The sequence below is a fragment of the Novosphingobium sp. AAP1 genome, from assembly GCF_001295765.1.
Lineage (GTDB): Bacteria > Pseudomonadota > Alphaproteobacteria > Sphingomonadales > Sphingomonadaceae > Novosphingobium > Novosphingobium capsulatum.
This window is the reverse complement of the sequence record NZ_LJHO01000002.1, coordinates 1-12,302: the sequence shown is the minus strand read 5'-3', so window position 1 is coordinate 12,302 and position 12,302 is coordinate 1. Positions and strand designations below refer to the sequence as shown.

Here is a 12,302-nt window from a genome sequence, read left to right as displayed (position 1 = left end):
GGCCCGCCACGATGCCGCTCCCCTTTCTGCCCGCACGGCCCGAAGACCTTGTGCGGCGACGCCTCAATCGCGGGCCATTGCCATTTCTGGCCAAGGGCTTGCCGTGGCTGTCGATCATGCTGGCATCGATGGTGACCTTCTCGCCGGTGGTCGCCTCGGCGCCGGTGCTGCCACCGCTCGGCTTCATGACGCTGCTGGGCTGGCGTCTGCTGCGGCCCACGCTGCTGCCGATCTGGGCCGGGCTGCCGCTGGGCCTGTTCGATGATCTTTACAGCGGGCAGCCCTTTGGCAGCGGCATCGTGCTGTGGTCCCTCACCATGCTGGCGATGGACGTGATCGATGAAAAGTTCCTGTGGCGCGGCTTTATCCAGGATTGGTTGACCGCTGCCACGCTGCTGAGCGCCTATGTCGTGCTCACGGCGGCCTTTGCCGGTCTGGTCACCAGCTATCCCCTGCCCGTCACGGTCGGTCCGCAGGTGCTGCTGACCGTGCTGCTTCATCCCGTGGTCACGCGCATTGTCGCGCTGCTCGATCGCATTCGCCTGCTCCCGCTCAAAAGGCTGTGACGTGAAGCAGAAGCTGCCGTTGACTTCGGCAATCCTGACCAACCGCTTTGAACGCCGCACGTTCGTGCTGGGCATGGCCCAGGCCAGCGTCGGCGTGCTGCTGGCCACGCGCCTGGCCTATCTCGCGATCTTCGAGAACGACAAGTACAAGGCGGCGTCGGAAAGCAACCGCGTCAACCTGTCGCTGATCCCGCCGCGGCGCGGCTGGGTGCTCGATCGCAATGGCGCCGCGCTGGCCTCCAACCGTGCCGATTTCCGCGTCGACGTGATCCCCGATCGCCTGGTCAATCCCGACGATACCCTGTCCAAGCTGTCGGGCCTGCTCGGGCTGACGGCGGACAAGGTCAGCGACATCAAGGACAAGCTCGACAAGGTGCGCGGATTCCAGCCGGTGGAAGTGGCCGCCAAGCTGGACTGGGACAAGTTTGCCGCCGTCAGCGTGCGCCTGCCCGAGATGCCCGGCGTGATCCCGCAGCGCGGCTATTCGCGCTATTATCCCACCGGGCCTTCGGTGGGGCATCTGGTCGGCTATGTCGGTCCCGCCTCTGCCGAGGATTACGAGCGCGAACACAATCCGCTGCTCATCACACCGGGTTTCAAGATCGGCAAGGATGGTCTTGAAAAGCATTTCGAAACCCGCCTGCGCGGGGTGCCTGGCGCGCGCCGGGTAGAGGCCACGGCAACTGGCCGCGTGGTGCGCGACCTGGGCACGCGCGAAGACGTGCCCGGCCAGCCGATCCAGCTCACCATCCTGGGCGGGCTGCAGGACTATGCGGCGCGGCGCATTGGCCTGGAATCCGGCTCGGTCGTGGTAATGGACTGCGCCACCGGTGACGTCCTCGCGATGGTGTCGATGCCGTGCTACGATCCCAACAGTTTTTCCGACGGCATTGGCCGCATCGAATGGAAAATGCTGTCGGAAGACGACCACGTGCCCTTGCGCAACAAGGTGCTGCGCGGGCTCTATCCCCCCGGCTCCACGGTCAAGCCGCTGGTGGCGCTGTCGTTTCTGGAAGCCGGGCTCGATCCCAAGGCCTCGGTCAACTGCGCCGGGGGCCTGCGCGTGGGCAACCGCGTGTTCCACTGCTGGAACCATCACGGCCACGGCCAGACCGACATGCTCAAGGGCATCTACCAGTCATGCGACGTCTATTTCTATCACTTCGCCCAGCAGATCGGCATGGACAAGATCGCCGCCATGGCGCGGCGGCTGGGCCTGGGCCAGGAATTCCCCATGCCCTATCCCGGCCAATCCTATGGCACGGTGCCCGATCCCGCGTGGAAGCTGCGCAAGTACCATAAGGAATGGGCGATCTATGACACTGTGAATGCCACTATCGGCCAAGGCTATATGCTGGTGAACCCGCTGCAGCAGGCAACGATGGTGTCGCGCATCGCCTCGGGCCTGCAACTTACCCCGCGCCTGATGCTCGACAAGCATGCCCCGTCCCCACCCTCGATGGGTTTTGCCCAGGATCACCTCGATCTGATCCATGCGGCAATGAACGAAGTGGTCAACGGGCGCGGCACGGCGGGCAAGGCGCGCATCCCCATCGATGGCGTGTTGATGGCCGGCAAGACCGGCACGGCGCAGGTCGTCGGCCTGCAACACGGCAATGGCAAGAACGTGGAATGGAAGCGGCGCGACCATGGCCACTTCATCTGCTTCGCGCCGTTCGACAAGCCGCGCTATGCCTGCGCCGTGGCGATCGAGCATGGCGGCGGCTCGCCCAGCGCCTATCCGATCGCGCGCGACGTGATGACCTATCTGTTCGATCCGGCCAAGGCGATGGCCGCGCTGGAGGAACTGGAAAAGGGCTGGGGCGGCAACGTGCAGCAGCGCATGGCCGCCCGGTACAATACCTTTGCCGCGCAATATGGCGCCAGTGCCCCGCGTGCGCCCGACGAGGCGCAAGCAAGCCAGGTGGTGGAAGACGAAAACAAGCCGCCCCCGCCGCCGGCCGCGCCGCAAACCGACGCTGCGCCCCCGGCGCCCGAACCCGATGCGCCGCAGCCGCAGCCGACGCCGAGCCCGGCCTCTGGCGGCACCCAGGCGGGCGGTGCCGCGCCCACCGGGGGGCAGTGATCGCCATGCGCCGCGCCTATGTTCCCACCGGTCTTTCCCGCCAGCCCTGGGGCGTGCTGCTGCCGCTGCTGATGCTGGTGTGCTTTGGCGGGGCCGTGCTCTATTCGGCGGCCGGCGGGCATTTCCAGCCCTGGGCGCTGATGCACGTCGCCCGCTTCTTCGTGTTCCTGACCATGGCCATGGTGCTGGCGCGCGTGCCGCAGGATTGGTTCCGGCGGGCCGCCCTGCCCCTCTATGGCCTGCTTTGCGTGCTGCTGGTGCTGGTGGAACTGATCGGCGGCATCGGCGGGGGGAGCCAGCGCTGGCTCAACCTCGGGTTCATGACGCTGCAACCCTCGGAACTGATGAAGCCGGGCATCGTGCTGGTGCTCGCCTGGTTCTACAGCGTGCTGCCGACGGGCGAAACGCGCAGCTGGCGCGCCGTAGCGCCGGCCATGGGCCTGCTTGGCTTCCCCGCCGCTTTCGTCATGCTCCAGCCTGATCTGGGTACCGCGCTTGCCATCTGCTTTGGCGGGGTGGTGGTGATGTTCCTGGCCGGCCTGCCGCTGCGCTGGTTCCTGGGTGCAGGTGGCGCGGGGGCGGTCATCGCGCCGCTGGCGTTCTTCTTTGCCCTGCACGATTACCAGCGCAAGCGCGTGCTGGTGTTCATGGACCCGGAAAGCGATCCGCTGGGGTCGGGCTATCACATCACGCAGTCCAAGATCGCGATCGGTTCGGGCGGATTTTTCGGCAAGGGTTTCGGCAATGGCTCGCAAAGCCATCTCGATTACTTGCCCGAAGCCCACACCGACTTCGTCTTTGCCACCATGGCCGAAGAATGGGGCATGCTGGGCGGCCTGTTCGTGCTGCTGGTGTTCGGTCTCATCATGCGCTGGGGCCTGAAAGTGGCGATGAACGCGCCTGACCGGTTTTCCCGCCTGCTGGCCGCGGGGATGACCGCGACGATCTTTTTCTATGCCTGCATCAACATGATGATGGTCATGGGCCTGGCGCCCGTAGTGGGCATTCCCTTGCCGTTCCTGAGCCACGGCGGCTCGTCGATGATGACCAACATGATCTGCATCGGCACGATCATGGCGGTCGATCGGTGGAGCCGGCGGAGTTCCACAGGTCTTTCCTAAAAAAGTTGAAATTGGGGCTTGGCAGGGGCGGAGAAATCGCTATTGGGGCCGCTCCCGGGCGGCGACGGTCGCTCGGGAGCCCGGACGCATAGCTCAGTTGGTAGAGCAGCTGACTCTTAATCAGCGGGTCCTAGGTTCGAGCCCTAGTGCGTCCACCATCCTACTTCCGGTGCACCAACACCGGCCTGCCCGAACAGCAGGTGTGGACGCATAGCTCAGTTGGTAGAGCAGCTGACTCTTAATCAGCGGGTCCTAGGTTCGAGCCCTAGTGCGTCCACCATCCCTTCTTCCGGTGCCACCCACCGGCCTGCCACAACCGGCACGGACGCATAGCTCAGTTGGTAGAGCAGCTGACTCTTAATCAGCGGGTCCTAGGTTCGAGCCCTAGTGCGTCCACCACCGTTACTTGGCAGCAGACGCACCAGCGTCATCCCCCTTATCGCAGATCGAGCACCACGCGCCCTTCGATGGTGCCGGCGGTCATCCGTTCGAATGTGGCGTTGATATCCTCCAGCTTCACCGTTTCCACCGTCGCGCGCACCTTGCCTGCGGCGGCAAAGTCCAGCGCCTCGATCAGGTCGAGCCGCGTGCCCACGATCGAGCCGCGCACGGTGATGCCGCCCAGCACGGTATTGAAGATCGACAGCGGAAAATCGCCCGGTGGCAAGCCCGTCAACACCACGGTGCCGCCGCGCGCGGCCATGCCCAGGGCCTGTTCGAACGCCTTGCGCGATACGGCCGTAACCAGCACGCCTTGCGCGCCGCCACAATGCGCCTGAACGAACGCAGCGGCATCGTCCTGCACGGCGTTGACGGTAAGCTCTGCGCCCAGCCGGCGGGCAAGATCGAGCTTCGCCTCGTCCACATCCACCGCGATCACCTTGCGGCCCATGGCCTTGGCATATTGCACCGCCATGTGGCCCAGCCCGCCGATGCCCGAAATGGCCACCCAGTCACCCGGCTTGGTATCGGTCATCTTGAGGCCCTTGTAGACCGTGACCCCGGCGCACAGGATCGGGGCGACCTCGACGAGATCGAGCCCGGCAGGAATGTGGCCGACATAGGCGGCATCGGCCAGGGCATATTCGGCAAAGCCGCCGTTGACCGAATAGCCGGTGTTCTGCTGCTCGTGGCACAGCGTTTCCCAGCCACCCAGGCAATGCGGGCAATGGCCGCAGGCCGAATGCAGCCAGGGCACGCCCACGCAATCGCCTTCCTTCACACCCACCACGCCCGGCCCCACGGCCACGACGTGGCCCACGCCCTCGTGCCCGGGAATGAACGGAGGCTGGGGCTTGACCGGCCAATCGCCACAGGCGGCGTGCAAATCGGTGTGGCACACCCCGCAGGTCGCAATCCGCACCAGCACCTGGCCAGGGCCGGGCTGCGGGATGGGCACGCGCTCGATCGTCAGCGGTTGCCCAAAGGCATGCACCACGGCGGCTTTCATCGTTTCGGCCATTGCCATTCTCCATGTTTCGCCAATGACATGGAGAATGGCATGAACTGCCAGGGGCGGCTTTGGCCTCGATCAAGGATGGCCATGTGTCAGCGTAAAGGCACTGACGGCACGGCGTAGCGCAGAGCCCTTCGACAGGCTCAGGGCGAACGGGGAATTTGCGGATTTCCCCTGCTCCGAAGAAGGATAGTGAGCCGTTCGGGCTGAGCTTGTCGAAGCCCCGTACCTAGCCGAGCGTTTCAGCCCATCGTGCCGAACTTGCCAGCCTGCAAATCGGCATAGGCCTGGTGGATTTCGGCCACGCTGTTCATCACGAAGGGCCCGTGCGACACGATCGGCTCGTCGATCGGATCGGCATGACCCAGCAGGATCACACTGTCCTCCTGCGCCACCAGTTCGAGGCGGTCGCCCGGCGTCAATTCCACCAGGTTGAAGGCTGGCGCCACCGTACCGGCCACGGCCACGCTGCCGCGCACGACATAGAGGAACACGTCGCGCCCCTGCAGCCCCTCGGCCACCAGCGTGCCGCCAGCATCGAGCGCGGCAAAGCTCATGAACACGCCGGTCAACGATGCGACTGGCCCTGTGGCTCCACCGCGTGTGCCCGAAACCAGATGCACGCGCACGCGCCCGGCGTCTTCGGTCAACGCCGGCACGCCATCGGCCTGCACCCCGGTATAGCGCGGCGCGGTCATCTTGAGGCGGGCCGGCAGATTGACCCACAACTGTAGGATTTCCACCGCCCCGCCCCGGCGCTTGAAATCGTCTGACGAGATTTCGGCATGGATCAGGCCGCTGCCGGCCGTCATCCACTGCACCCCGCCGGCGTGGATCGTGCTTTCGTGGCCGCCGGTGTCGCGGTGGGTCAACTCGCCGGTGAGGATGAAGGTGATCGTTTCGAAGCCGCGATGCGGATGCGGCCCGAATGGCAGGCCCCGGTTGGGCGAAGGATAGACCTGCGGCCCATGGTGGTTGAGGAACAGGAACGCGCCGAGATGATCGAGCGCGGGCCCCGGCAGAGGGCGGCGGGTGACAAGATCGCCGATGTCATCCCGATGGGCGGGATGCAGGCGGTGAATGGTGCAGGCTTTCTCGGTCATACCCCATGATACGACCAAGCGCCGGAAAAGACGCAAGGAAAAAGGGGTGGCGTGCCCTCCCCGGCGCGCCACCCCTTCCCTTTTCAGCCGCGTGGCTGATCAGTAAGCCAGAACCAGCGTGGCAATCGCGGCGCGCGGGGCACCGATCTGCACATTGGTATAGCTACCGGTATAGCTCACCTGGTTGTTGAACGTGCCCGAGAACCCGCCCGCGTAATACTGGTTGAATAGGTTGGTCACGTTGAGCTGGAGATAGGACCGGTCGTTGAGACCGACCGCGCCCAGCGCCACGCGCACATCGAGATCGACAAGGGTGTAGGACGGCGTCTTGGCGCCATAGGCCACCGTGGTCGTACCCGCGAGGTAATAGGGCGTGTTCTGATCGTTGACATAGCGCGGACCGGTGCGCTTGACCTGAACGCCCAGGGTGAAGGGCTGGAAATTGCCCGCCAGGCGCGCGCCAACCGTGGTGATCGGCACGGCGGATTCGAACTTGCCAGCGGTGGCCAGTTCGCCGGTGGGCGAATCGACATTGTCCTTGATCCGCGAATGCAGCCACGAGCCAAAGACATAGCCGCTCACGTGCGAGGTGAAGCGGTACGACACGTTGGCATCGATACCATAGCGATCGACGGTGCCCAGGTTGGTGTAGATCGCGGTGTTGGCGTCAGGCTGATAGGCCGTGCCCAGGCGGTTGGTGAAGTGGGTGTACCACAGGTCTGCCTGTGCCTGGAGCGGGCCGCTGGTGCGGCGGAAGCCCAGGTCGAAGTTGTCGGTCTTTTCCGGGTCCACCAGGCCGGCATTGCTGCCATTGGCAAAGTAGAACGACTGATAGAGCGAGGTCGTCTGCGGGACGGACATGCCCTTGGAGTAATTGAAGAAGATCTGGCCGGCGCTGGGCAGGTCATAGGTCACGCCCAGGCTGGGCAGCACGGCATTGTAGTTATAGGTGCGGCGTTGCGGCGAAACCGCGCTGGGGTTGGCTGCGGCATAGGTTGCCGCCGATGCGCCGAACACGCAGCTTACGCCGCCGCTGCTGCTGCGGGTGAAGCAGTCGTTGGTCAGGTCGCGGTGCATGAACGGCGCGCGCAGGCCAGCATTCACTTTCAGGCGGTTGCCCATGAAGCTGCCGCGATATTCGGCCGAAACCTGGTTGAGCAACGCGATCGAGCGCGTGTCGCGCTTTTCCACCACGTTGCCCGCGCCATCGGTGAGCGGATCGTTGACCGGCGAGATCAGCACGGGCGAGCCATCGCTGTTGAGCATGCCGAGTTCGCCGGTCTGCGAAATGACCGAGCGGGCAAAGGCATAGGCAATGCGCACGGCCTGGCGGCTGTCGATGTCATAGCGCATTGAGGTGGTCAGCGCGATGCGGTGGGTGGTCGTCTGGCTGGGCGCCAGCAGGCGCACCTTGTCCAGCGTATCGCCGTCGCCGTTGAGATCCTCACCCAGGTAATAGCTGCCGTTGACATAGCCGGTCATCCCGGCCGACGTGCCTTCGGAAGCGACCACAGTGCCGCCGCCATTGGCCTTGGTCCACTGATAGCTGGGGTCGATCGTCCACACCAGGCCCGGCGCCAGCGTCAGGCGCGCGCTGCCGCGCAGGTTGAGCAACTGCGCCGGGTTGACGCGATAGTCATAGGCCGAACCGCAGGTGTTGGCATTGTCGGCCGTGCCGGCATTGGCCGCCGCCGTGGTGCACGGCGCATAGTGGTAATAGCCGTTCTTGAAGCTGGTCGGGAAATAGGTGAAACCAACGCCGGTGTCGGCCGTCAGCGGCACGTTCGACAGCGGGACCGAGCCCGAGAAGTTGTTTTCGGTGCCCACATACGTGCCGGTCAGCGACAGGAAATCGCCATTGGCGCCAAGCGGCTGATAGATCCCGCCGTTGGCCTGCTCGCGCCGCACCTTGCCATAGTTGTTGAACGGCGAATCGTTGTGCGAGTGGCTGTATTCGCCATAGAGGCGCGTGCCAGCCGGCCCGATCGCGCCGCTATCGACCATGCCCATCACGCGATAGTAATTGTCGGTGCCCATCGCGCCCGATGCCTTGAGGTGGAAATCCTCGGTCGGCTTGTGCGAACGGATGTTGATGGTCGAGCCTGAGGCCGACGAGGTCGGGCTATCGACGTCGGTCGTGCCGAAATTGACCGCGACCTGATCGATCACTTCGGAATCGAGCAGCTCACCCGAATAGAGCGCATAGTTGCCATCATCGTTCAGCGTCACGCCATCGATGGTTTCGGAAATGCGCGTGGCATCAAAGCCGCGGATCATCAGCGTGCCGCCGCTGCCGCCATAGGGATCGTTGTTCTGGAAGCTGACGCCGGGCAGGTAATTGATCATGTCGTTGATCGACTGGCCGGGCGTCTGCCGTTCGATCCAGGCCTGGCTGAGAATGGCCGAGGCCTTGCTGGTATCGGGATTGGCGACGCCGACGATGCCCTTCTGGGCCGTGCCGGTCACCACGATCTGGTTGCCGAAGTCCATGCTGCCGGTGGACTGGGCCAGCGCCGGCGCGGCCAGGCCCAAGCTTGCCAGGGCAAGCACGGTGGCGCTGGCGTGGGCCGCCAGGCGGTATTTTTGTTCGGTCATATTGCCTCCTTGAAACCGTGGCCGGATAAGGCGCAAATATGCCAGATTTGCTACAGCTATTCGGTATATACCGTTGATTTATTGTGATATTTTTGAATACAAAAGAAACATATGCAACGATCTTGGTTGCATATTGCAATGCGGCGAAATGGTCATCGCATTGCAACAGTTTCACACGAATCCCGTCAATCAATCGTCATTCTTTTCTGCCAGCCAATCGGCATAGCGCGGCCGCGTCAGCTGGAACGAGGTATCGCTGCGGCTGTACCACGCCCCGTGCATGCGCGCGATCAGCCCCATGGCCATGGTATCGACGTAGAGACGATCGGCGTCGATGAAGTGGTCCTGGATATGGAAACGCACCACTTCGCCCAGCACGATCGTGCTCTGTCCCGCCTCGATCGCCTGATAGAGCCGGCATTCCATCGACACCGGGGCCGTGGCGATGCGATCGGGCGCAACCACGCTCGACGGCGCCAGCGACAGGGCGGCGTGGGCGGCCTCATCGAATTCGGGCGGGGCATCGATGCAGGTAAAGTTCATCGCTTCTGCGTCATGTTCTGACACCAGGTTTACAACGAATTCCTTCGTTTCCAGGATATTGGCAGGTGTATCCTTGTGGCGGCCATCGGCCTGGCGCAGGAACCCGATCGTCAGGAGCGGCGGATCGGCGGCGACCATGTTGAAAAAGCTGAACGGCGCGGCATTGGTCACTCCGGCGGCAGAGCGGCTGGTAATCCAGGCGATCGGGCGCGGCGTGATCGAGGCGCTCATGAGCTTGTAGCGATCGCCCGCCGCGACCTGGGAAAAATCGAACTCCATCACCTGCCTCCATCACGCGCCATGCCGTGGGCGCTCTTTGGGCCGCACGCCAAGCACTGTCCATATGCCCGCGCGGCCACAACGCGCGAAGACCGCAAGCGGCACCATGGCCATCTCCGTCTGCCGCATGCTATGCATGCAGAAACATCATCATAAGCGAGGATCTTTATGCGCGCGTCCAGCCTTCCGTTCCGCCGCCTGGCCGCTTCGGCGCTGGCCGTCCTCGCCGCCTCATCGGCAGGCAGCGCGTTCGCGCAGCAGCCCATGGCGCCAAGCAGCGCGCCTGCCTGCCCCGCCACACCAGCCGCCCTGCCCCCGGCCTTTGCCGCATGGAGCAATGCCACGACGCTGGAAAGCGCCACCGATCGCCCTGGCCTCGCCATGACCAAGATTGCGCCGGGGGAAGCGGAAGCGCTGACGCTGCACCCCATGGCGGAAGTGCACTATGCCTTGCCGCCGCAAAAGCCTGCGGCTCCGGGCACCTTCGGCGGAATGGTTGCCCTGCACGTCACCACTGCGGGCACCTATCGCGTTGCACTCAGTTCCGCCGCCTGGGTCGATCTGGTCTCGGCCGGGGCTGCACTGCCCACCACCGCGCACGGGCATGGGCCGGATTGCAGCGGCATTCGCAAGATCATCGATTTCGCGCTGCAACCGGGCGACCATGTCGTCCAGATCGTTGGCAACGCCACCAGCACCATCACGGTTCTGGTCGTGCCGCAAGGCTGACCAATACTCACACAGCAATGTGATACACCCTCTTGCATATCACATTTCGATGTGACAATGCAGGTGCATGTCAAACGAACTCATCGAACGCGTCCGCAAGCTGGTGACCGAAGGCGGCATGTCGCGCGCAGGGCTTGCCCGCGCCGCCGGCCTGCACGCCAACACCCTGCGCGAATGCACCTCGTCCAGTTGGAATCCCACTGCCGACACGCTGGCCAAGCTGGAGCGGGTGTTGACCGAGGGCGACGACAGCCCCGCCATCGTGCCGATCGAAGAGATTATCGAGGAAGCGCGCAACGGGCGCATGTTCATTCTGGTGGATGATGAAGACCGTGAAAACGAAGGCGATCTGGTCATCCCCGGCCAGATGGCCACGCCCGACGCAATCAACTTCATGGCCACCCACGGGCGCGGGCTGATCTGCCTGACGCTGACCCGCGCGCGCGTCGAGGAACTTGGCCTCGAACTGATGAGCCGCAACAACGGCACGCGCCACGAAACCGCGTTCACCGTTTCGATCGAGGCGCGCGAAGGCGTGACCACGGGCATTTCCGCGCATGATCGCGCCCGCACCGTTACCGTGGCGATCGATCCGGCCAAGGGCCGCCATGACATCGTCACGCCCGGCCATGTCTTTCCGCTGATCGCACGCGATGGAGGCGTGCTGGTGCGCACCGGCCATACCGAAGCGGCGGTCGATATCTCGCGGCTGGCCGGCCTCAACCCCTCGGGTGTGATCTGCGAGATCATGAAGGACGATGGCACCATGGCCAGAATGGACGATCTCGTTCCATTTGCCCGGCGCCACGGCCTCAAGATCGGCACGATCCGCGATCTGATCGAATATCGCCGCCGGCATGACCATCTGGTGCAGAAGGTGGCCGAAGTGCCGTTCACGTCTGACTATGGCGGCGACTGGCGCGTGCTGACCTATCGCAACAAGGTGGATGGCACCGAAAGCCTGGTCCTGCAGAAAGGCCAGGTCATTCCCGGCACGCCCACGCTGGCGCGCGTCCATGCCTTTTCGGCCTTTGACGATCTGCTGGGCCGGGCCGGCGCGCGCAAGCGCACCCTGCAGCGCGCAATGACCGAAATCGGCCGCGCTGGGGCCGGCGTGATCGTGCTGCTGTTCCCGACCGCAGACAGCGATCCCGTGCGCGGCGCTACGCCGGGCCAGGACATGGACCTGCGCGCCTATGGTATCGGCGCCCAGATCCTGGCCGATCTTGGCATCCACGACCTGGTCTTGCTGTCCAATTCCCACCACACGCCGATCGCGATCGAAGGCTATGGCCTCAACATCGTGGGCGAGCGTCCGATTCCAGCGGAGTAAGTTTCTTGGCCAAGTTCCTCATCGTTGAAGCCCGGTTCTACGCGCATCTCAACGACCAGCTCATCGCCGGCGCCCGCGCCGCGCTCAAGGCCGCCGGCCACAAGGCCGATGTCGTCACCGTTCCCGGTGCGCTGGAAATCCCCGCAGCCATTGCGCTGGCCGACCAGGACGGCAGCTATGATGGCTATATCGCCATCGGCGTCGTGATCCGCGGCGAGACCTATCACTTTGAAATCGTGGCGGGTGAAAGCGCGCGCGGTATCATGGCGCTGACCATGGACGGCCTGCCGATCGGCAATGGCATCCTGACGGTCGAGAACGAAGCGCAGGCCCTGGTGCGCGCCGATCCGGCGCAGAAGGACAAAGGTGGCGAAGCGGCCAAGGCGGCTATCGCGCTATACGATCTCAAGAAGAAGTGGGGTGACTGATCACACCTGATCTCCCCTCCCGCTTGCGGGAGGGGCTGGGGGAGGGAATGTTCCGAACGACAT

The 12,302-nt window shown here is 64.3% G+C and carries 10 protein-coding genes and 3 tRNA genes; 9 read left to right on the top strand and 4 right to left on the bottom strand.

Features of this window, described 5'->3' with window-relative positions; all coding sequences use genetic code 11:
* Positions 1-11: 11 nt before the first annotated feature.
* From IP65_RS04050 to IP65_RS04025, 6 genes are all read left to right on the top strand, one after another.
* Positions 12-566, top strand: a complete 555-nt coding sequence (locus tag IP65_RS04050) for a rod shape-determining protein MreD (protein ID WP_028657394.1) — start codon at positions 12-14, stop codon at positions 564-566.
* Between the two features lies 1 nt (position 567).
* Positions 568-2,652: a penicillin-binding protein 2 gene (gene mrdA / locus IP65_RS04045; RefSeq protein WP_054130939.1), complete on the top strand. Its 2,085-nt coding sequence runs from the start codon at positions 568-570 to the stop codon at positions 2,650-2,652.
* Between the two features lie 5 nt (positions 2,653-2,657).
* Positions 2,658-3,773, top strand: coding sequence for a rod shape-determining protein RodA (gene rodA / locus IP65_RS04040; RefSeq protein ID WP_054131221.1), 1,116 nt, complete (start codon positions 2,658-2,660; stop codon positions 3,771-3,773).
* Positions 3,774-3,855: 82 nt separating this feature from the next.
* Positions 3,856-3,931: transfer RNA gene (locus IP65_RS04035), tRNA-Lys, on the top strand.
* A 46-nt stretch (positions 3,932-3,977) separates the two neighbouring features.
* Positions 3,978-4,053, top strand: a tRNA-Lys gene (locus IP65_RS04030).
* A gap of 43 nt (positions 4,054-4,096) precedes the next feature.
* Positions 4,097-4,172: transfer RNA gene (locus IP65_RS04025), tRNA-Lys, on the top strand.
* A gap of 37 nt (positions 4,173-4,209) precedes the next feature.
* Here the strand turns inward: IP65_RS04025 and adhP are convergent.
* The 4 genes from adhP to IP65_RS04005 form a co-directional block, all read right to left on the bottom strand.
* Complete coding sequence (adhP, locus tag IP65_RS04020) at positions 4,210-5,235, bottom strand: alcohol dehydrogenase AdhP (protein ID WP_022677763.1); 1,026 nt, start codon at positions 5,233-5,235, stop codon at positions 4,210-4,212.
* 236 nt (positions 5,236-5,471) lie between these two features.
* Complete coding sequence (locus tag IP65_RS04015) at positions 5,472-6,332, bottom strand: pirin family protein (protein WP_054130938.1); 861 nt, start codon at positions 6,330-6,332, stop codon at positions 5,472-5,474.
* Positions 6,333-6,431: 99 nt separating this feature from the next.
* Entirely contained in the window at positions 6,432-8,927 is a 2,496-nt protein-coding gene (locus IP65_RS04010) for a TonB-dependent receptor (RefSeq protein WP_082349776.1), read from the bottom strand.
* Between the two features lie 189 nt (positions 8,928-9,116).
* Positions 9,117-9,749, bottom strand: a complete 633-nt coding sequence (locus IP65_RS04005) for a flavin reductase family protein (RefSeq protein WP_022677766.1) — start codon at positions 9,747-9,749, stop codon at positions 9,117-9,119.
* A 168-nt stretch (positions 9,750-9,917) separates the two neighbouring features.
* Between IP65_RS04005 and IP65_RS04000 the strand changes: the two genes are divergently transcribed.
* From IP65_RS04000 to ribH, 3 genes are all read left to right on the top strand, one after another.
* Entirely contained in the window at positions 9,918-10,478 is a 561-nt protein-coding gene (locus IP65_RS04000; RefSeq protein ID WP_022677767.1) for a hypothetical protein, read from the top strand.
* A gap of 67 nt (positions 10,479-10,545) precedes the next feature.
* The gene (ribB, locus tag IP65_RS03995) at positions 10,546-11,811 is read left to right on the top strand and encodes a 3,4-dihydroxy-2-butanone-4-phosphate synthase (RefSeq protein ID WP_022677768.1); all 1,266 of its coding nucleotides are present in this window, start codon (positions 10,546-10,548) and stop codon (positions 11,809-11,811) included.
* Positions 11,812-11,816: 5 nt separating this feature from the next.
* Positions 11,817-12,239, top strand: coding sequence for a 6,7-dimethyl-8-ribityllumazine synthase (gene ribH, locus IP65_RS03990; protein WP_022677769.1), 423 nt, complete (start codon positions 11,817-11,819; stop codon positions 12,237-12,239).
* Positions 12,240-12,302 lie beyond the last annotated feature (63 nt).